Raw genomic sequence first — 19775 nt, forward strand, 5'->3', positions numbered from 1 at the left:
CATTTTAATGGATCAATAATACATTTTTTAGAAAATCAAAAAGAGCTCTTTATAAAGAGCTCTTTTTGATTTCGTTTATCCTGTTTTTAAATACCAGTTCTTATTTAGGCAGATCAAGTTCCACAGTAAGTTTGATAAGGCTGATTAGACGGAGCAGACGGTGTACAATACTCTGGCTGACCCGGAGATTCATATGGGCTAGAAAGCACTTCAAGAAGGGTTTCCATGACGCTGTAGTCTTCTTTTTGTGCTGCGTCTAACGCTTCTTCCACTCGGTGATTTCGAGGAATGACAGCCGGATTATTATTTTTCATAAGCTCTTGTGACTCCGCTTTAGATTGTTGTTGTCTACCTAGTCTTTGCTGCCATAGCTCATGCCACTGTGCAAACTCTTTGCTTTCAAACAAGTCACTATTTTCTAGCTTCTCGAAAGTTAATGCACGAAACGTATTTGTATAGTCAGCTTTATAGGTTTTCATTATTGTAAGAAGGTCTTGGAATAATGCTTCATCTTCTTTTTCTTCGTTAAAAAGCCCAAGTTTAGCCTGCATACCAGCGAGCCAGTTTTCCCGATAGAATTTTGGAAATTCCGTCACGGCGCTTTGCGCTATTTCAACTGCTTTTTCTATATCTTGATCCAATAGCGGTAATAAAGCCTCAGCAAACCTAGCAAGATTCCACCCTGTAATGCCTGGTTGATTTTGATAAGCGTAGCGCCCTTGTACATCAATTGAACTAAATACAGTTTCTGGATCATAGGTATCCATAAATGCACATGGTCCATAATCAATTGTTTCTCCGCTAATTGTCATATTATCCGTATTCATGACGCCATGAATAAAACCAACAAGCTGCCATTTAGAAACTAGCTTAGCGTGACGCTTAATCACTTCTTGAAGCAATGATAAATATTTTTTTTCATTCTTTTCTATATGGGAAAAGTGACGTTCTAATGCATAGTCAGCTAAAGCTTGAAGGTTTTCTACCGTTCCCCATTTTGCAGCGAACTGAAATGTGCCAAAACGAAGGTGACTGGAAGCTACACGCGTCAGAATCGCCCCGGGCAGTTCTTTTTCACGAAAAATGGATTCGCCTGTTGTTACGACTGCTAGGCTCCGAGTAGTTGGAATACCAAGAGCATGCATGGCTTCACTAATAATATACTCACGCAGCATAGGTCCTAGAGCTGCCCGTCCATCTCCTCCGCGGGAATACGGAGTTCGGCCTGAGCCTTTAAGCTGAAGGTCTACTTTCTCACCCGAAGGCGTAACTTGCTCCCCTATCAGCATAGCCCGACCGTCTCCTAGCATGTTAAAGTGGCCAAATTGATGCCCCCCATAAGCTTGTGCAAGTGGGAAAGCACCTTTTGGGACACTGTTTCCAGCCAAAATGCTAACTCCTTCTGGGCTTTGCAGCTGTTCCTTTTGTAACCCTAGAGATGGGGCTAAAGAGTCGTTAAATTTAACTATTTTAGGTGAACTCACTGGATTAGGATCAAGAGGCGTAAAAAAGATGTTTGGTAACTCCGCATAGCTATGACGTAAATTCCATCCTGTTTCTTTTTGATTAGTCATCGTATCTCCTTTTCTTTTTGTGTCTTAAAACATAATTTTTTCTTTACTGATCGTTGTTTTATAAGCGCAGTAGCCTTGCTCTATCCTACTTTCTTCTGGGAATCTTAGAGCAGGACAGTTTCTCTTTCATTCATTATCTCTTTTACTATTATATCGTATTTGCTCGTACTTTTAATCTAAAGTGCCTTATCCATTTATATACCTCCACTTTGTTGACGAACTATTAAATGCTCAAAAAAGAAGAAGTATTAATATACTTCTTCCTCTGTATTTTACCCCCAAATATCTTTTAAATTCCAATACGTTAACTCTTTTACGATTACGTTTCCTCCTTCAGTAAATAACTCAATTCCGAGCCTGCTTTCTTTTGGATAAATACGGCTCGTCATGGTCGCTTGTCCTTCGTTTGCAAATACTTCAATGGAAGAACGGTCCACAAATATTCGTAAAGCTAGTGTCTCACCTGCTTGTAACGCTGCTTTCCTCACTCCATCTTCTTTTCCCGAGTGAGTACAGTCAAGCAATAGCTTTTGCTCATTAAGGTTGTAACACATCAGCGTTTCTTCGTTGTTTATTCCACGAATTTTTATTCCTACCGATGAAGCTTGGCAGTCCGCTAAATCAAATACAGCTTGTATCTCTAGCAAGTCTTCATTTACTTCTACTACATAGCTGTTAGAAAGAGCTTTATTGGTTAGCATATTATACTGAGTTTTCCGAAGTGATGTAAGCTCTTGGACGGGGTTCATCAACACTTTATCCCCTCTTAAAGTTAGTTCTCTCGGAAGCGTTAGCGCACCGCACCATCCATCCTCTTTCGTTGGCATATTAGCTTCCCACATGTCCATCCAGCCAATTGCAATTCGCCGCCCTTTATCATCTAAAAGTGTTTGAACAGCGTAAAAATCGTGGCCGTAATCTAATTCAGTAAATGACCCGTGATGAAATGTATTGGTTTCATAATTATATTCTCCAACTAAATATCCCGTTTGGAAAAGGTTGTGATAGGAATCACCTTTTGCTTCTATCCCTTGAGGAGAAATCATTAACACGTGCTTTCCGTCTAACTCAAAGAAGTCTGGACACTCCCACATATATCCTAGATCTCCATCGCTTTTAGCAAGAACACCAACATATTCCCATTTTCGTAAATTTGAAGACCGGTATAAGATAACACGTCCCTCTTTTTTCTTTGTTGAGTTTCCTAGAATCATATACCAGAAATCTTCGTACTTCCATACTTTGGGGTCTCGAAAATGATGAGAACTATCTGCTGGCGGCTCAGCAATAACTGGGTTGGCCTCTGCTTTTTCAAAGGTAATGCCGTCTTTACTAACAGCTATATTTTGGTTTTGAAAAAAAGTATCCAGCTCTTTGTCTATATAATTATGTCCTGTATAAATTAACGTAAGCTCTCCTTCGTTATCCACGGCACTTCCAGAAAAACATCCATCTTTATCAAATGGATCTCCAGGAGCTAAAGCAATCGGCAAGTGCTGCCAATGAACAAGATCTTTGCTTTTTACATGCCCCCAATGCATCGGCCCCCAATTCTCGTCATAAGGATGATGTTGATAAAAAACATGATATTCTCCTTTATACTGAACCAACCCATTCGGGTCATTAATCCAGTTCGCTGGCGCCATAATGTGATACCCTAACCGATATTGATGATTCACCTTTTTCTCTGCTTCATTTAATGAATGTTGAGCTTGCTCGATTTTATTTATCGTTAACATCATCATATCCCCCTATATAATCTGCGTGTTTTCTTGTACATCTTTTCTTATAAATCTATGTTTTTTAGAGTTTAGTAATGTAAACATCGAAATAACGTTAAATACTAAAACCATACCTCCCATAATTAAATAGGTACGGGAAAAACCTACGCCATCATATAATCCTCCCGCTATAGGTGAAAGAACTGAAGCACCTATTTGTGAAGCAAATTGGAATCCAACCAAATAAAGTATAGAAGATAGGCGCGTGTCAAAGTTAGCTGCCAAATATTTAAAGATGGCAATGAGCATAATAGGAAGTTCTAATGCATGAATAAGTTTCATCGACGATATTCCGATTGGACCAACAACAAGCCCTGACCCAATAATACGAAATCCCATTAGAAACCCTGCTAAAATTAAACTGTTTTTTGCACCGATCTTATTTACAATAAACGGTGCTGCGAACATCATTCCAGCTTCTAAAAATACTTGAAACGAATTTAAGTAGCCAAATACTTGGTTACCTATCGATTCAGTAGGAAACAAAGATGCATAATAGATAGGAAATTGCTGATCGTATACCCCATATACGCATGTAACGCCAACAACATAAATCATAAAAAACCAAAATTCCTTCAATAAGAATAAACTGCCTACATCTCTCAGCGTGACGGATTCAGCCTTTTCCATTTCATAGCTGCTCATTTCTACCTTTACAGAAAAAATAATAGCCACTAAGATAATCGCTGAAACAGATGCCACCCAAAAATTAATGTGAGGATTAATATTAAATAATTGTCCTGCAAAAAACGTAGCTGCAGCCCAGCCTAATGAACCCCACATTCTAGATTTTCCGTACTCAAATTTATATTTTCGGCTGACTTTCTCTATGTAGGTTTCAATCGCTCCGATGCCCGCCAAAAACGCCACTCCTAAATATAGTCCTCCAATAATAGCTCCTATCAACACATTGTATTGAAGTAAAGGTCCATAAACAAAAATATAAAATGGTCCTACAAACACTAAAAGACAGCTAATAAAAAATAAAATGTGTTTCTTTAAACCTATCCTGTCAGATATATATCCGTACAAAGGCTGCATACACAAAGCAAAGATAGCGTTTACAGAAAAGATTAAGCCTGTTGCTGATCCGTTCAACTTAATCTCTTGCCCTAACCAGATAGAAAATAAAGAGTAGCTCGACGACCACGTAAAAAAGAAGAAGAAAAAATATGCACTCAGCTTCCAATATAAACTTTTTGAACTTTTCATTTTAGTTACCCCTTTAGCTTAAGATATAAAATCTTTTATCTAACAAAATGAAAGCACTTTCAAATTTGATTTTATGTCAACCGGTTTCATATGTCAACCGGTTTCACATTTTATATTAAAAAAAGATTGTATTAGGCGGAAAAGTGGGCTTTGTGGTATGTTTAAATTGTTTAATAAACCGTTTACAATCCTTATATAGATTTTTATCGTTCAAAAAAAAACGAACAATTAGAAAACTCTTTGCTTGATTGCAATTTATTTTAAGCCTTTTACATGTCTGATATATACTATAAAAGCAATGTTTTGGAGAAATTAGGAGGAAACTAGATGAAAGCCAAGATTAGTGATGTAGCAAAAATTGCAGGTGTTTCACCGACTACCGTTTCTCGTGTATTAAATAACCGTGGTTACATAAGCAAAGAAACACGAGAAAATGTTTATAAAGCAATGAAAGAAATTAATTATTTCCCAAACGATATTGCACGTTCATTATTTAATAAGCGAACAAATTTAATCGGTATGATCGTCCCGCAAACGAGCAACCCTTTTTTCGGAGAGTTAGCCTTTCACATTGAAAGTATATGTGCTTCCCTTAACTACAAAGTACTTCTTTGTAACAGTCTTAATCGAATTGATAAAGAAAAAAAATATGTAGAGATGCTCATCAGAAATCAGGTAGATGGTGTTATTGCCGTTACTTATAACAGAGGTATTTTTGATTCAGAAAGTCAAAGTCTTCCTGTGGTAGCAGTGGATCATTATTTATCAACAGATATTCCTACCGTATCTTCTGATAACTATGCTGGAGGAAAACAAGCCACAGAATTGCTCATTTCAAAAGGTTGTAAGCATATTGTTCATATTAACGGCCCCCTTAAACTTGAAACTCCAGCTAACTTAAGAAGGAAAGCTTATGAAAACGTGATGAAAAAGGACGGAAAACAGCCTATCACGTATGAAATTTCAAATACCTTTGACCGCAACATTCAGCGAGAAACTATTTCTAAGGTTTTTGAAGAACATCCGGAAGTAGATGGTATTTTTGCAAGTGATGACTTACTTGCAGCTTTAGTAGTTGCGGAAGCACAAAAAAGAGGAAAAAATATCCCAAGAGATTTAAAAATCGTGGGCTATGACGGAACGGAGACCAGTCAGACTTTGTTACCTGGTCTAACTACAGTTCAACAACCCATCGAATCGATTGCTCAAACAGCCATTGATATTTTACTAAAAGAAATTGAAGGAGAATTCAGCAATATACCTCGTGAAATCTGCCTTCCCGTTAAGCTTCTAGAAGGACAAACAACGTAAAGATACGTTTTTTATAAAATAAATATCAGTTTGTTGTATATTCTTCTTCTTTTATTCACACCTTAACGTTACAGAAAGGAGTTGAATACAATGGCAAACAACAAAAGCAGCAATAATAATGAATTATTAGTGTACGGAGCTGAACAAGCAATCGATCAAATGAAATATGAAATCGCTAGCGAGTTCGGAGTAAATTTAGGAGCTGACACTACTGCACGTGCAAACGGATCAGTAGGCGGCGAAATCACAAAACGTCTTGTACAATTAGCTGAGCAACAACTTGGCGGCGGACGTTTCTAAGACAATTTCATACACACCATGACTTAAGGAAGAATGGAGATCCATTCTTCCTTTTCATATATTTACTTTCCATCTTTATATAAAAATTATTATTCTTCCTCCTCTTTACTGACTGATTTTGTTTTTCCTTTCTTTAGTACAGCGCTGATTCCTAAACAACAGACAGCTGCTATCCATCCGGAGATGAGAAAATAAACGGAAGTATTTGCAAAGAGTGTGCCTATTAAAATAAACAGCCCTCCGAGAATAATAAAAAAGACGTGACCCTCACTATTTCTTTTCACCTTCATCACCTCTCCCTACCTATATAAACGAATGTTCAGATACAAAAGAAACTTCTTGATAACCAAGAAGTTTTCTTCGTGTGTTCTTTTTTAATAAAAAGTAAAGGTGTTTTCTTTTTATTTATTCAACGAAACCCCTCAATATTCTTCTCAACTACATGCTATTCAATAATTTCTGCGGTTTTATACTCTTTCATAAATACATCAATAACATCTCCTGCTTCTTCGTTCTCCTCCTCCATTTGAACGAGTATTTCGTTTTGTGCATTTACCGAAAGGATTCTGACATCCGACATTCGGTTTATATCCAGCTGCAGTTCCAAATCTCGGGCAACTTCATCAGCTTTTAGTGAATCTTTAATAATATATCTGTGGCTTCTCATAACAATCGCTCCCTTTACGTTATATGAACGACTATAGTTTATCCAAACTATCAGCGTACAATGACATTTTTCTTGTATCTTTCATTTAAACAAAACAAAAAAACGGCTTTTCTCAGCCGTTTTTTTGTTTTGCTTTTTACTTATGAAAATGCATAGTTATTTCTTTATTTGACCGTTCTCTGTATCAGGTATCATACGCTTATTTATTCCGAATGCGTAGAAACTAACGACAACAAGAGCAAGGAAAATAATTCCTACGATAAGTGAAATACGCGTTTCATCATTAAACCACATGCCTACAAGCACCATTAGTAGAAAGGCAATAGTTACATAATTCGTTACAGGTGCAAAAGGCATTTTGAAAGGATGACTATCCATTTCAGCACCTTTAACTTTACGGAAACGAATTTGACTGATAAGAATGATGAACCAAGGAATCATTCCCGGAAGCACGCTCGCACTGTATACATAAACAAATACATTAGGTGGAGCGATGTAGTTTAAAACAACACCAATTACCAATCCAATCATAACAGCGAGTGTGCTATAAATTGGAACGCCGTTACGAGAAATTTTTGTGAAGAATTTAGGTGCTTGGCCGTTTACGCCAAGTGTATAAAGCATGCGTCCTGCACTAAAAATTCCGCTGTTACAGCCTGACATCGCTGCTGTAATAACAACAAAGTTAATGATACCTGCAGCTGCCGTAACACCAACTTTAGCAAATGTAGATACAAATGGACTTCCTAAAGAATCTAATTCATTCCACGGATATACCGTCACGATAACGAAAATAGCTCCAATATAAAAAATTAAAATGCGCCAGATGATGCTTTGAATTGCGTTTCTTAACGTTTTTTTAGGGTCCTTTGCTTCACCAGCTGTAATACCAATTAGCTCGACTCCTTGATAAGCTGCAATAACAAGAGATAGTGCAAAGAAAAAACCTGACCATCCGCCTGCAAAGAAGCCGCCGTGTGCCCAAAGGTTTGATAATCCAATGGCGTCTCCCCCGTTTCCAAATCCGAAGAAAATCAACCCAAGCCCTGCAATAATCATCAAAATAATCGTTACAATCTTAATCATCGCAAACCAAAATTCAAACTCTCCAAATGATTTTACTGAAACTAAGTTTGCTGTGCCTAAAATCAACATGGCGATAATACCTGGTACCCAAGCAGGTAGATGTGGGAACCAGTAATGCATATATGCTCCTACTGCTATAATTTCAGACATCCCTACTATTACAAATTGAAACCAGTTGCTCCACGCAGCCATATAACCTGCTAATGGATGAATATATTTGTGGCCAAATGTAGCGAATGAACCTGTGCTTGGTTCCATGTACAGCATCTCGCCCATGGCACGCATAATAAAGAAAATAAACATTCCGCAGATTGCGTAAGCAAGCAATACCGATGGACCTGTCCATTGGATGGTGCTTGCTGATCCCATAAATAATCCAACGCCAATTGTTCCGCCTAGCGCGATCATTTGAATGTGACGGGATTCTAAGCCTCTTTTTAGCTCTTTGTCTGCCATTCCATTTCCTCCTCCTAAACTTGTTATAGCTCTGTTAGGAAAGATACTTTTTGTGTCTGATGGAACAGCTATCGCTTTTAAAACCTTCCATTTTTATCTAGTACCTTTACAACTAAACTATTTTTTCTATTTTTAGCTATTCGACTGTATAATTACTTATTTTATAATAATAAATTTCCCTCAGAAATACAATTGTTTTTTTCAGAAAAACACTTAACAAAACCTTTCACCTTTATTAAATCAATCATCTCAGTGAAATATTTTTTTATTTCAGTATAATTTAAATTTTATGAACATTCAAAATAAATATAGGCGTAGGATGCTGGAACACTCTATTTCTTAAGGATAACGAAATGAAATCGCTACTTGATCGAACAAATTCCTTTCTTCTCCCTTTACGTTTTCACTTTCTCTACTTAGGGAAAGTATCAATAGAAAATAGAGATGAGGAGGGATTTTTCATGTGGCAAGCTGCGATGTGGGGCGGAATCTCAGGATCAGCTGTCCTTCTTGGTGCTTTGGCAGCAGTTTTTTTGCCTATCGGCAAAAAGATAATTGGTTATATTATGGCTTTTGGGACAGGTGTATTAATTGGAGCATCTACCTATGAGCTGCTTGGAGACTCGGTTCATAACGGCGGGTTAAAAGCTACTTCTCTTGGGTTCCTTGCAGGTGCTATTGTTTTTACTTTTTTAGACTATCTAATTTCACGTCAAGGAGCGAATAAAAGAAAGAGGTCTACCAAACAAATGGCTGCGAGTAGTTCTGGAATTGCTATATTTATAGGAACCGTAATGGATGCAATCCCGGAGTCTATTATGATTGGGGCTAGCTTAATCGAAAATGGAACCGTTAGCTGGCTTCTTGTTATCGCTATTTTTATAAGTAATATTCCTGAAGGATTGTCCAGTACGACCGGTCTAGTAAAAAGCGGATTCTCTAAAAAGAAAATTTTTTTACTATGGGCAGCGGTTTTGTTCATTTCAGCTTTTAGTTCATGGACAGGCTTTGTTTTTTTAGACCATGCATCTGAGACACTTATGGCTGCTATTGCTGCTTTTGCCGGCGGCGGTATTATTGCTATGGTAGGTTCTACAATGATGCCAGAGGCCTATGAAGAAGGAGGTTCTATTACAGGATTGATTGCTGCACTTGGATTACTTGCTTCACTGATACTGGATCATTTTTCTTAATCGTCTTCATACTACTTATATCGTTTCCAAGTAGAAAACAGAAAGCCTTCTACTTGGAGACATTTATTTCAATCACATTATTATGAATATGGCTTCTTAATAAGTAAAATCGTAGTTTTCTTTTATTTCCCGAGTAAAAGCTTTCCAATCCGTAGCTTCAAATTCTGCATTGCGTGCTTTTAACTCTTTTTCCATTCCTTGAATCTCTTGAACAGCTTCTATAGTTCTTTCACTTCCTGGCCCTACTCTCCAAATTAAGTTTTTGTATTCTTTAATCTTATCCATTAGATAACCCGTCTCTAATTCTTTATATTTAGACATATTAGCTGACTCCTTTTACTTCATTCTTTCTTCTAAGATATCATATTTCTCCTTTATGGATAAGTCTCTCGTCTGACGCTTCTTTAACGCTCAAAGATAGAGAATATAACAATAAAAAAGCAAGCACAAGTGCTTGCTTTCGCTTTTATTAAGGCAATGGTTCAACCGCTACGTTCCCTACCGTTACAGCTTCTGTATATGCATTCGTACCGCTTTGGCGTAAGCGAAGATTGGCACTCCCCGCTGCATTTGGATTTAATTGGACATTCAAAACCTTTTCTCCATTTCCAGCTGCGTCCGTTGTAATTGAAAAATTGCTGCTGTATCCATACGATGACGGCCAGCTTCCATCTGCGTTTTGAACTTTAGCAATTTGAGTTCCTGATCCGTTATATGCACCTAGATTAAACGTGCTGTACGTAGTGTTAGCCGAAAGCCCGCTTACCTTTACGCGTATTTGGAATACGCCGCTCGTTGGTAAAATGGCTTGATGTTCCAATACGTAAGCACTAGCAGCTGGGGGCTGTGTGGTTCCACCTTTATAACCATATGAACCAGAGGCAAAAGTTGACGTATCGTACCATTTATAGCCTGCTGTAGGTGCTGACCATGGCTCAGGCTGAGGCTCAGTGGACTGACTTGGCGTTTCCGACGAAAGTAATGCTGTAGCCTGATCTAATTGAAGTCCTGATACTTGATTCAAAGAGGTATAGCTTTCTTGCTTCGCTAACCAATTGACCATATTTACAAGCAGTATAGAATCGTCTTGTTCCTTAAATCCGTCATATGTGGTTTTAGAAGATCCTGTATCTTCTCGTTTATATTTTGGTGTAGCATCTTCAACCGGTGAAGAATCTCCGATAAAAGCAGCTTTACCTGTCCCTACTTTTGAAACAGCAGCAAAAGGTCCCTCGGCTCTTCCTCCTCCATTATACACTCCTTGATCTACAGCATTTGACCATTTTGTCGTTGTCTTAGGAAGATACACAATTCCTTTTGCTTTGTTTGGGTCCGTAATAGCAACCGTAGAACCTGCATGCATAGCAACGGTGGAAACACCTAGCGTAATACCGAATGCCTGAGAAGGAGCTACAATATCATTGGCTGTCACATCACCAATGGCATTATAGCGAAAGCGAACACCAAAGTTACTCGCTAACCAGTCAGAGCTTGCTACGTTTTGCATTGCATCGGAGGTTGCTTCTTCCGTTGTCATGCCTTTTGCGGGGTTTGTCCATGCTCCGCGACGGTATCCGTTAAAAACTTCTGAAGAGTCCCACCGGTTTTTGTTTCGGTCTGCATTGTAATGATCAGCAATAAAAAAGACGCTTCCCCCGTTCTGAACATATTGTAAAAGGGCGGCTTGTTCAGAAGATTTATACGGAATATTCGCTTCTGGCACAACAAACACGCTATAGCCACTGAGGTCATTGTATGTAATCGGCGTAGATTTTCGCAGCTCTTTTACATCAAACCCGCTACCTGCCAGTCCTTTCCCAAAATCAGAAAAACCTCCATCAATAACCCAATCTGCTGTACCCGCAGTTTGACCATGCGTATTATCAAACAAGACTTTTTTACCGTTATTTTCATTTACGATAGAGGCTTTAATTTCTGGTGCAGGGTCAGCAGCGCTTTCTGCTGATGCTGAATGAGTAGTAAAAGGCAGTGAGATAGATAAAGCTGTACACATTGTTAAAACGGCATAACCTACGCGATTATATTTTTTTCGCATATAAAATGCTCCTCTCAAATTTTTGCAAGGCTTGTCTTTTCAAGAGGATTATAGCAGGTTCATTTATGATTTTTTTAAATTTATTGTAAATAATATATATTTTTTCAAAAAAGGTTCTTTATACCTTATATTTGTCGATAGGAGCCCTTTGAAATATGCCCATGATTATATGTAAAATTTGTTAACGATAACGACTTGAATATTCAAGAATACTGCGCAGCATTTGACGTGTACTTTTTGATTCGTTCGCGCGTTCTTTATATTCAAGAGGACGACTAGGAGTTGACATATTTTCTTCTTTATATTGAGAACTTTTGTTTTCTGACACGTTTTTTCACTTCCCTATCTCTATTTTATCAAGAGCAGCTCAATGCTGCTCTTTTGTCATTCTTTTATTTGTTATGACGGCTTACTTTTGCTTTTTGAAGCTCATCTGTATGAATATCGTTTGATAAAATACTTTTATTCACATTATCGACAGCAGCTTCACTGCTGCTGAATCCTCGGTTTTTGCTTTTATTTTGTTTACTCATTCCATCCACCTCCATGTGTAACGTCTATATTTTATGGAGTTATAAAAAGAAAATAAGAGGTAGTATTAGGAAAATGACCTTCTTTTCTTTTTGCTTGTATTCCTCCTATTTAAGTAAAAATAAAATCTCCATATTTAACAGAATGCACCAGAAATAACTGCTCATACTAAGAGTAGAAACTGTATGTGTCTATTTTGAAAATATAGGAGGAAATAAGCGTGAGTACAAATAGCAATACATTATCCATTTTTGCTTTAGGCGGCATTAATGAAATAGGAAAAAATATGTATGCCGTTCAATATGACGATGACATCATTGTGATTGACTGCGGGTCTAAATTTCCTGATGAAAGTTTATTAGGAATTGATTTGATCATACCTGATATTACATACTTACAAGAGAATCGAGAAAAAGTTCGCGCACTGGTTGTGACTCATGGTCATGAAGACCATATTGGAGGTATTCCTTATCTTTTAAAACAGTTAAATCTCCCTATTTATGCAACAAGCCTTACCCTTGGATTAATTGATATTAAACTTCAAGAGCATCAATTATCTGCTGAGACGGAGCTTATTGAAATCAACGAAGAGTCCGAAATTACATTAGGCAATATTCCGCTTTCTTTTTTTAAAACGAATCACAGCATTCCAGATTGTCTCGGCATTGTCTTTCATACCCCTGAAGGAGCTGTTGTGCATACGGGAGATTTTAAGTTTGATTTAACTCCTGTTAACGACCAATATCCAGACCTTCATAAAATGGCGAAAATCGGCAGTGAAGGTGTACTGGCTTTAATATCCGAAAGCACAAATGCTGAACGCCCTGGATTTACGCCTTCAGAAAAGCTAGTTGGCAAACATGTAGAAGAAGCTTTTCGTAAAGCAAAGCGAAAAGTGATTATTTCTACTTTCGCCTCCAACGTTAACCGCGTACAGCAAATTGTAGATGCAGCGATTAAAACGAATAGAAAGCTTGCGCTTCTTGGAAGAAGCATGGTTAACGTTGTATCAGTTGCGTTAGAGAAAGGGTATCTAACTATTCCTGAAGGGATGCTAATTGAACCTTATGAAGTACATTCACTTGCGCCTGAACAAGTCGCTATTCTCTGCACTGGAAGCCAAGGCGAACCGATGGCCGCTCTATCTAGATTAGCCAGTGGAAATCACCGACAAGTAGAAATTCTTCCTGAAGACACGGTTATTTTATCAGCAGGGCCTATTCCTGGCAATGAACGTAATATCTCTCGTATTGTCGACAGTCTTTTCACACTCGGGGCTCATGTGATTTACGGTTCAGGAAGCGCAACAGGTATGCACGTATCAGGACATGGCTATCAAGAAGAGCTAAAATTAATGGCTACATTGATGAAGCCAAAGTATTTTATCCCCATTCACGGCGAGTTTCGAATGCTTCATCACCACAGCTTATTAGCAGAATCCGTCGGGGTGGAAAAAGAGAACATTTTTATTATAAATAACGGTGATATTGTTGACATCAAGGGCGGAACAGCTTTTCAAACAAGAAAAATCCCTGCTGGCAATGTATATGTAGACGGTTTCGGCATTGGCGATGTTGGAAACGCGGTTTTACGTGACCGTAAACAGCTTTCAGAAGATGGCATGCTGGTTATTGTGATTACTTTAAATAAAACGGAAGGAAAAATTGTGTCTGGTCCAGACACAATTTCGCGAGGTTTTGTTTATACAAGAGACTCAGAGCAGCTATTAAAAGATGTTAATCGACAAGTGACTAAAATCGTAAACCAATTACAAAAAGCGCATGTTCATCAATGGAACATTATGAAAAAAGAAATTAAGACAACGCTTGGCCAATTTTTATATAACCAAACGAAAAGAAGACCTATGATTCTTCCCATCATTATTGAAGTTTAATCCCTCAAGCAAAAACTGCCTTAGTCCCCACTAAGGCAGTTTTTGCTTATAAATCCGAAGCTTAACCTAAAGTTAGAAGTTGCCTTCTGTAGTTTATGAATAGGCACTCCTTTTATATGTATGGTTAAAAGTGTTAGGTGTATTTCTTCTTTTTTACCCCATTCTATAAGAGAGATATTTCACCGCAAATATCTTGTGAAAGTATCCTATCCTTGAGGTGATTATGATGAATGATAAAAATCATGTAGATCAGCATTCAGAACTATTCCGCCACAACTGGACGAGACCGAAGCGTTCAAAGTCCCAAGTAAATGGACATACAGAGATGTCTCAAACGAACATCATCCTGCGAAGTAATGCAAAAGCTCATCGTTGGTAAGGATACACTTCAACAAAAAAAGACGCGAACGCGTCTTTTTTTGTTATTGGCCGTCTGCCCCGCTTTGAGTTATCTTGCGAATATGACCATCTTCATAATTATTTTCTCGTAGCGCTTTTGCTTTGTCATCTACTACTTGTTTTTGATCTACTTGTGAAGAAGGAGTCTGCTTGTTTTTTGGCATGATCATAACCACCTTTTATTTTTGTAATTGTACAACGTGCATAGTGTCCCTCATAAAGATTAAATATATGTTAGCTAGCGGCTTCTTCTTCTTTCCACTTATGGCGCAATTTCAAAATAACAAGACTTATAACAATTAAAAAGCCTAAGCTTGCAAAAAAGCCCGGTCTGCTTGCTGATTCCAACAGCGTGCCGCTTACTGCTAGTAAGATTAACAAGATACCAATAGCTTGTTTTATTTTATCCCACACGGTTTGTTCCATTAAACGATGAAAAGAAATTAAAATAAAGAACCAGTTATAAATCAGCATCAGTCCCGCTGCTGTTGTAATGTACTCATAAATTTTCCCGGGCAATAGCAAGGACAAAACAATAGAAATAACTAATCCCAACGTTGTTAAAAGCAAAGCCGGGAAAGGAAATTGCCGCTTTTTCTTTTTTTGTTTTGAAAATAATGCCGGAGCATCCCCATCTTCTGAAAGAGTGACAATCATTGTCGTTACGGAAAAAAAAGACGCTGACATCGTTGAAAAACCAGCGATAATCATTGCTCCATTAAAAACATGAGGAAAAAATGGAAGATGGTATGTTTCTAAAGCCGTTATAAATGGACTTTGATTTCCATGAAAATCATGAAATGGCACAATTAAAATAGCTAAACTTAGTGAAGCGATATAAATAATTCCAAGCAAAATAAGCATGCTTCTCCCTGCTTTGGGCGCATCTTCTTTGTTTTCTAAACGGACCGTCATAATTCCCATAACTTCGATGCCTCCAAAAGCATAAAATGCATAAAGCAAAGCACCCCATAAACCCCAAAAGCCGCGGGGAAATAATTCATTTATCGTTCGAGGCACTCCTTGTTGGGCACCTTCATCTAGAAATCCAAATAAAGCGAGACTAGCCAATACAATGAACATTAAAATAGCAGCCACTTTTGTAACAGCAAATACATTTTCCATTCGTTCAAAACCTTTTGTTCCGATTAATACAACAGCAATGCCTAAAACAGCATAAATAGAGGCAAAGACCCACAGTGGAATACCGTCAAACCAAAAACGTGTAAAAAGAGATAAAGCCGTGAGCTGACTCCCCATGATCAGCATCTCTGAACTCCAGTATACCCATCCGCTGCTAAAGCCTGCCCATCTTCCATAAGCTTTCTTTGCATAGGAACGAAACGAACCTTTTTGAGGATCTTGAGCACTCATTTTAGCAAGCGCATCAAACACAATAAATGTACACACTGCCGCTAATAAAAAGGCGATTAATACAGCGGGGCCGGCTGCTTTTATTGCAATACTTGATCCTAAAAAATAGCCTGTACCGATGATGCATCCTACCCCGATTAAAGACAGCTGCCACCATTTTAATTTTCCTTCAACTTGACTTCCGCAGCCTATTTTCTTTTTCACTCTATCACTCCTCACACTTCGATGTAGTGTGTGATAGTTTGAAAAATTTATGCGTAAAAAGAAGCACCTTTTCTATTATTTTTCAACGTACTGAACACACTTTAGATTCAGCACTTCTTTTAGCCTAATTGCTGTGCCGCTTGCCAACCGAAATATAGGCCAAATCCTATTAAAGATAACCCCGATACAACGGACACGGCAGTTAAAAACGTCGCTGCTAAGTATCGTCGAAACGTGCTTGCTAAAGCTGCCATCGCAATATCCCAGGCCAGAATTCCCGTAAAAATAGCGCAGCTATATAAGATAAGCTGTTCGGTTTCATATGTATTAGCTGTTTTTGCTAAAACAGAGCCATAAATGCCAAGCCAAAAAAGAATTGTAAGCGGATTCGTTAATGACAGCAAAAAACCTGAGAAAAAACACTTTAACACAGAATCACCGTTTGTTTTTCTATGTTGTGTAATCCTTCCTGCACCCATTAGCCCCTCAATACCGGTATAAATTAATACGAAGCATCCAAACGAAAAAAGAAACGTTTTCATAAAATCGCTGCTTAAAAAATGAACGGACCCAAAATAAACTACAAGCATATAAAGAGCGTCAACCGATGTTGCCCCTATCCCTAAGAACCAAGCATGTAAAAAACCATGTTTAATTCCTTTATCAAGCTGAGCGGCGTTAATTGGACCGATTGGTGCGGCTAACGATAGCCCTAATAACATATAGCTAAAAAAAACCCCCACGTACATCCCTCCCTGCTTCTGAGGTTTTATAAATTGAACTATGATAAATGTATGCAGCCTGCTTAGCTTGTACTACGTAATTTTTATTTTATTTCTAAATCCTTTTGTATAGCTGTATAGCTGCGAAAAACCAGCGCATGTTAACTGTAAATACTATACAGAAGGATGAGAAGCATGAATTCATACACTCATATTAAAGAAGCATTACAATTAGCTGAACAGGCAGTTTATCAAGGACAGATGAATCTGAATGGAGCTAATTTTCAAAATGCTCAAATGCATTTGACTATCGTTCAGCAACAAATTAATGAACAAAAAGAAGCGGCGTCTAGTGATAAAGAATTAAAACGAATGGAAGAGCACTTAAGACATTTACGAGAAGCGCAGCAGGCTATTCAACAAAATTTTTAATAAGGGTAATAACAACCTTTTTTCACTTTTATACGAAAAATTAAAAAAGCTCTACGAACTCACTGAGTTCGTAGAGCTTTTGATCTTCACCTGCAGCTTTTAGGAGCTGCGTAAAGAGTAACATTTTTTCTTTAGCCCTATACATACTTTCCGTAATCAGGACGAGCAATTTCATTGAAATTCTTCGTAAGCTTCAATAAATTAGTTGAAAGCCATTCGCCGGAAACCGGTTTTCCATGTCCGGTCACCGCCACAGACGGATGAAGTGACTGAAGCACTTCAACTGATTTTTGGGCAGATGCCCAGTCCGTAGTTAAATAACGAGGAGGACCGCTAATCTCCAATTCTTGCTCTAGTACATCCAGTAAATATTCTTGCTTAGTTGTAACAAAAGCATCTCCAGCGATAAGTGCAAGATCCTGCTTTCTAAAAAGAGAAATATGTCCTGGAGAATGACCAGGGGTGTGAATCCATTCCCATTCCGGCATATGAGGTACAGAGCCGTCGACTGGTAAAGCTTGCACATGAGAGCCTAAATCAATGGCTTCCGTTGGAAATAGTGGAGAAAGCTTTGCCACGAGCCCGCCTTCCACTGTACCATCCGGTGCAGGATAATTTTTTTCACCCGTCACATATGGAAGTTCAAGTGGATGTGCATATACCGGTATGTTCCACTTCTCCACTAGGTCAATAATAGATCCAATATGATCAAAATGTGCATGTGTAAGAATAATTGCTTTTGGTTTTTTTCCTTTTCCAAACCTTTCCTCTGCCTCTTCGATAATCATAGAAGCCGAATTAGGCATTCCCGCATCCACAAGTACAAAACTATTATCTTTATCTGGATTTCCTATAAAACATATGTTAACAATCTGTGTAGTGTAGCTGTAGATATCCGGTGCCACTTCGACTCCTTTTCCACTGGCTATAGAGCTCATGGGAATAAAGCTTTCCGTTGATGAACTTCCGTGCATCTCTCTATCCAATTATAATTCCCTCCTTTAACGTGTCACTTCATATGCGCCATACACGTTTATGCTATCCACCTTTGCTTTCGTTATTCTTTTTTTAACTAGCTCTCTTTTATGTATCCATAAAAAAAAGAAAGGAGAAAAACTCCTTTCTTTTTTTTACACCAATTATACTTTTGCTGGAACTTTAACGCCCATGATCGCTTTTGGCTCTAGATATTCTTCGATACCAAATGCTCCCCATTCGCGTCCAATACCAGATTGCTTAAATCCACCGAATGGTGCAGCTCTGTCTTGCTCGGCATCGTTAACAATGATTTGACCAGCTCTAATATTTTTAGCAACATAGTCAAGTGTTTCTTGGTCTTTTCCGACCGCATAGCCTGCAAGTCCATAAATTGTATCATTTGCAATTTCAAGAGCTTGCTCTAGATCATCATACGTAATAATAGTTGTTACAGGTCCAAAGATTTCTTCTTGGGCAATAACCATATCATTTGAAACATCAGTAAAGACTGTCGGTTTAACAAAGTATCCTGTCTCTAAGCCGTCTGGTTTGCCCGTTCCGCCAGTAAGAAGTGTTGCACCTTCGTCCATTCCTTTTTTAATATAATCCTGTACGCGATCCCACTGTTTTTCCGCTACGAGCGGTCCAGTTACGTTGTCTTTATTTAATGGATCACCAACTGGGAATGATGGTAAAACCTTCTTCACTGCTTCTTCAAATTTTTCTTTCATAGAGGCAGGAATGATAATGCGCGTTGCTGCCGTACATACTTGCCCTGTATTCATTGCAATGTGTGAAACTGCTATTTTAGCGGCTTCTTCTACATCCGCATCCTCTAATACAACTAGCGGTGATTTCCCGCCTAGCTCAAGCGCTACTTTTTTGATTGTTTTAGCCGCGTTTTGCATAATTTTCTCGCCTACAGCACCTGATCCTGTAAATGATACAAAATCAATGTCCGGGTGAGAACTAATACCGTCACCGATTGTGCTTCCCGTTCCGTTTACAAGGTTAAAGGCACCTTTTGGTACACCAGCTTCATCAATGATCTCTGCTAATATCATCGCTGCATACGGTGTAAGTTCTGATGGTTTTAATACCATTGGACTTCCTGCTGCGATAGCTCCTGCAATTTTAGTAGACGTCTGATTCGTTGGGAAGTTCCATGGCGTAATAAGTCCGCTTACTCCAATAGACTCTTTCACGACCTTGTAGCTTCCATGATCTTTTTCAAATGTGTAATCTTCAAGTGCATTAGCTGCTTCTTTAAAGTGGCTAAGTCCCATTTCATAGTGAACTTCTTCTGAAATCTTTAAAGGAGCGCCAAGCTCTTCAGTCATAACTTCAATAAGCTCCTGTTTACGCTTTTCATATCCTTTTGCAATATTGCGAAGCATTTTAATTCGCTCTTCTTTTGTTGTTCTTGAAAATGTGGGAAGAGCTGCTTTAGCTGCTGCCACGGCTTTATCTAGATCTTCTTTTGTGCCTAAGCTAATTTTACCAATTGATTTTTCAGTAGCAGGATTGATCACATCTGACGTTTCGTTTCCTGTTGATTCAATCCATTCTCCGTTAATAAAGTGTTTTAAATTTGTACGCATTGAT

At 38.3% G+C, this 19775-nt stretch carries 21 protein-coding genes; 6 read left to right on the forward strand and 15 right to left on the reverse strand.

From position 1 onward, the window contains the following. Positions 1–113: 113 nt before the first annotated feature. From AC3WJG_RS08650 to AC3WJG_RS08660, 3 genes are all read right to left on the reverse strand, one after another. Complete coding sequence (locus AC3WJG_RS08650; RefSeq protein ID WP_102813240.1) at positions 114–1574, reverse strand: protein adenylyltransferase SelO; 1461 nt, start codon at positions 1572–1574, stop codon at positions 114–116. A 272-nt stretch (positions 1575–1846) separates the two neighbouring features. Beyond that, on the reverse strand, positions 1847–3304 hold the full coding sequence (locus AC3WJG_RS08655; protein ID WP_028408126.1) for a glycoside hydrolase family 32 protein: 1458 nt from the start codon (positions 3302–3304) through the stop codon (positions 1847–1849). 21 nt (positions 3305–3325) lie between these two features. Then, entirely contained in the window at positions 3326–4567 is a 1242-nt protein-coding gene (locus AC3WJG_RS08660) for an MFS transporter (RefSeq protein WP_028408125.1), read from the reverse strand. Positions 4568–4894: 327 nt separating this feature from the next. On the opposite strand from AC3WJG_RS08660, the gene AC3WJG_RS08665 reads away from it, so the two are divergent. Beyond that, positions 4895–5878 carry a LacI family DNA-binding transcriptional regulator gene (locus AC3WJG_RS08665; RefSeq protein WP_028408124.1) on the forward strand — a complete coding sequence of 328 codons (984 nt, stop codon included), beginning with the start codon at positions 4895–4897 and terminating at the stop codon, positions 5876–5878. A 90-nt stretch (positions 5879–5968) separates the two neighbouring features. Next, on the forward strand, positions 5969–6178 hold the full coding sequence (locus AC3WJG_RS08670; protein WP_013058452.1) for an alpha/beta-type small acid-soluble spore protein: 210 nt from the start codon (positions 5969–5971) through the stop codon (positions 6176–6178). 89 nt (positions 6179–6267) lie between these two features. Here the strand turns inward: AC3WJG_RS08670 and AC3WJG_RS08675 are convergent, their stop codons facing one another. From AC3WJG_RS08675 to AC3WJG_RS08685, 3 genes are all read right to left on the reverse strand, one after another. Then, positions 6268–6468: a hypothetical protein gene (locus AC3WJG_RS08675; RefSeq protein ID WP_028408123.1), complete on the reverse strand. Its 201-nt coding sequence runs from the start codon at positions 6466–6468 to the stop codon at positions 6268–6270. A gap of 155 nt (positions 6469–6623) precedes the next feature. Continuing rightward, entirely contained in the window at positions 6624–6845 is a 222-nt protein-coding gene (locus tag AC3WJG_RS08680) for a hypothetical protein (RefSeq protein WP_013056286.1), read from the reverse strand. A gap of 156 nt (positions 6846–7001) precedes the next feature. Beyond that, the gene (locus AC3WJG_RS08685) at positions 7002–8387 is read right to left on the reverse strand and encodes an amino acid permease (RefSeq protein WP_337133377.1); all 1386 of its coding nucleotides are present in this window, start codon (positions 8385–8387) and stop codon (positions 7002–7004) included. A 461-nt stretch (positions 8388–8848) separates the two neighbouring features. Between AC3WJG_RS08685 and AC3WJG_RS08690 the strand changes: the two genes are divergently transcribed. Beyond that, entirely contained in the window at positions 8849–9580 is a 732-nt protein-coding gene (locus AC3WJG_RS08690; protein ID WP_337133378.1) for a ZIP family metal transporter, read from the forward strand. A 96-nt stretch (positions 9581–9676) separates the two neighbouring features. On the opposite strand, the gene AC3WJG_RS08695 is transcribed toward AC3WJG_RS08690, so the two are convergent. From AC3WJG_RS08695 to AC3WJG_RS08710, 4 genes are all read right to left on the reverse strand, one after another. Next, positions 9677–9901, reverse strand: a complete 225-nt coding sequence (locus AC3WJG_RS08695) for a hypothetical protein (RefSeq protein ID WP_028408120.1) — start codon at positions 9899–9901, stop codon at positions 9677–9679. 148 nt (positions 9902–10049) lie between these two features. Then, complete coding sequence (locus AC3WJG_RS08700; RefSeq protein ID WP_337133379.1) at positions 10050–11636, reverse strand: DNA-binding protein; 1587 nt, start codon at positions 11634–11636, stop codon at positions 10050–10052. A gap of 181 nt (positions 11637–11817) precedes the next feature. Next, positions 11818–11964 carry a hypothetical protein gene (locus AC3WJG_RS08705; RefSeq protein WP_157842256.1) on the reverse strand — a complete coding sequence of 49 codons (147 nt, stop codon included), beginning with the start codon at positions 11962–11964 and terminating at the stop codon, positions 11818–11820. A 64-nt stretch (positions 11965–12028) separates the two neighbouring features. After that, on the reverse strand, positions 12029–12169 hold the full coding sequence (locus AC3WJG_RS08710; protein ID WP_169305218.1) for a hypothetical protein: 141 nt from the start codon (positions 12167–12169) through the stop codon (positions 12029–12031). A gap of 218 nt (positions 12170–12387) precedes the next feature. Between AC3WJG_RS08710 and AC3WJG_RS08715 the strand changes: the two genes are divergently transcribed. Next, complete coding sequence (locus AC3WJG_RS08715; RefSeq protein WP_028408118.1) at positions 12388–14061, forward strand: ribonuclease J; 1674 nt, start codon at positions 12388–12390, stop codon at positions 14059–14061. Between the two features lie 226 nt (positions 14062–14287). Then, entirely contained in the window at positions 14288–14440 is a 153-nt protein-coding gene (locus AC3WJG_RS08720) for a YpzG family protein (protein ID WP_014460817.1), read from the forward strand. Between the two features lie 43 nt (positions 14441–14483). Here AC3WJG_RS08720 and AC3WJG_RS08725 read toward each other — a convergent pair whose 3' ends face one another. From AC3WJG_RS08725 to AC3WJG_RS08735, 3 genes are all read right to left on the reverse strand, one after another. Continuing rightward, a complete protein-coding gene (locus AC3WJG_RS08725; RefSeq protein ID WP_013082476.1) occupies positions 14484–14624 on the reverse strand; it encodes a hypothetical protein in 141 nt (46 codons plus the stop codon). A gap of 70 nt (positions 14625–14694) precedes the next feature. Continuing rightward, a complete protein-coding gene (locus AC3WJG_RS08730) occupies positions 14695–16038 on the reverse strand; it encodes an amino acid permease (protein WP_098332351.1) in 1344 nt (447 codons plus the stop codon). A 119-nt stretch (positions 16039–16157) separates the two neighbouring features. Continuing rightward, positions 16158–16781 (reverse strand): LysE family transporter, encoded by a 624-nt coding sequence (locus AC3WJG_RS08735; RefSeq protein ID WP_028408116.1) that lies wholly within the window; start codon positions 16779–16781, stop codon positions 16158–16160. Positions 16782–16955: 174 nt separating this feature from the next. On the opposite strand from AC3WJG_RS08735, the gene AC3WJG_RS08740 reads away from it, so the two are divergent. Beyond that, complete coding sequence (locus tag AC3WJG_RS08740) at positions 16956–17192, forward strand: hypothetical protein (protein ID WP_028408115.1); 237 nt, start codon at positions 16956–16958, stop codon at positions 17190–17192. Between the two features lie 137 nt (positions 17193–17329). Here the strand turns inward: AC3WJG_RS08740 and AC3WJG_RS08745 are convergent, their stop codons facing one another. Both AC3WJG_RS08745 and AC3WJG_RS08750 read right to left on the reverse strand, forming a co-directional pair. After that, positions 17330–18178 carry an MBL fold metallo-hydrolase gene (locus AC3WJG_RS08745; RefSeq protein WP_028408114.1) on the reverse strand — a complete coding sequence of 283 codons (849 nt, stop codon included), beginning with the start codon at positions 18176–18178 and terminating at the stop codon, positions 17330–17332. Positions 18179–18331: 153 nt separating this feature from the next. Continuing rightward, positions 18332–19771, reverse strand: a complete 1440-nt coding sequence (locus AC3WJG_RS08750) for an aldehyde dehydrogenase family protein (RefSeq protein ID WP_034653242.1) — start codon at positions 19769–19771, stop codon at positions 18332–18334. Between the last annotated feature and the right edge of the window lie 4 nt (positions 19772–19775).

The organism is Priestia sp. FW507-14D1A (assembly GCF_058781295.1).

Coding starts and splice junctions, on each gene's coding strand:
- AC3WJG_RS08650 (WP_102813240.1), bottom strand. CDS start 1,574: ATGACTAATCAAAAAGAAACAGGATGGAATTTACGTCATAGCTATGCG.
- AC3WJG_RS08660 (WP_028408125.1), bottom strand. CDS start 4,567: ATGAAAAGTTCAAAAAGTTTATATTGGAAGCTGAGTGCATATTTTTTC.
- AC3WJG_RS08665 (WP_028408124.1), top strand. CDS start 4,895: ATGAAAGCCAAGATTAGTGATGTAGCAAAAATTGCAGGTGTTTCACCG.
- AC3WJG_RS08670 (WP_013058452.1), top strand. CDS start 5,969: ATGGCAAACAACAAAAGCAGCAATAATAATGAATTATTAGTGTACGGA.
- AC3WJG_RS08675 (WP_028408123.1), bottom strand. CDS start 6,468: ATGAAGGTGAAAAGAAATAGTGAGGGTCACGTCTTTTTTATTATTCTC.
- AC3WJG_RS08680 (WP_013056286.1), bottom strand. CDS start 6,845: ATGAGAAGCCACAGATATATTATTAAAGATTCACTAAAAGCTGATGAA.
- AC3WJG_RS08685 (WP_337133377.1), bottom strand. CDS start 8,387: ATGGCAGACAAAGAGCTAAAAAGAGGCTTAGAATCCCGTCACATTCAA.
- AC3WJG_RS08690 (WP_337133378.1), top strand. CDS start 8,849: ATGTGGCAAGCTGCGATGTGGGGCGGAATCTCAGGATCAGCTGTCCTT.
- AC3WJG_RS08695 (WP_028408120.1), bottom strand. CDS start 9,901: ATGTCTAAATATAAAGAATTAGAGACGGGTTATCTAATGGATAAGATT.
- AC3WJG_RS08700 (WP_337133379.1), bottom strand. CDS start 11,636: ATGCGAAAAAAATATAATCGCGTAGGTTATGCCGTTTTAACAATGTGT.
- AC3WJG_RS08710 (WP_169305218.1), bottom strand. CDS start 12,169: ATGAGTAAACAAAATAAAAGCAAAAACCGAGGATTCAGCAGCAGTGAA.
- AC3WJG_RS08720 (WP_014460817.1), top strand. CDS start 14,288: ATGAATGATAAAAATCATGTAGATCAGCATTCAGAACTATTCCGCCAC.
- AC3WJG_RS08725 (WP_013082476.1), bottom strand. CDS start 14,624: ATGCCAAAAAACAAGCAGACTCCTTCTTCACAAGTAGATCAAAAACAA.
- AC3WJG_RS08740 (WP_028408115.1), top strand. CDS start 16,956: ATGAATTCATACACTCATATTAAAGAAGCATTACAATTAGCTGAACAG.
- AC3WJG_RS08750 (WP_034653242.1), bottom strand. CDS start 19,771: ATGCGTACAAATTTAAAACACTTTATTAACGGAGAATGGATTGAATCA.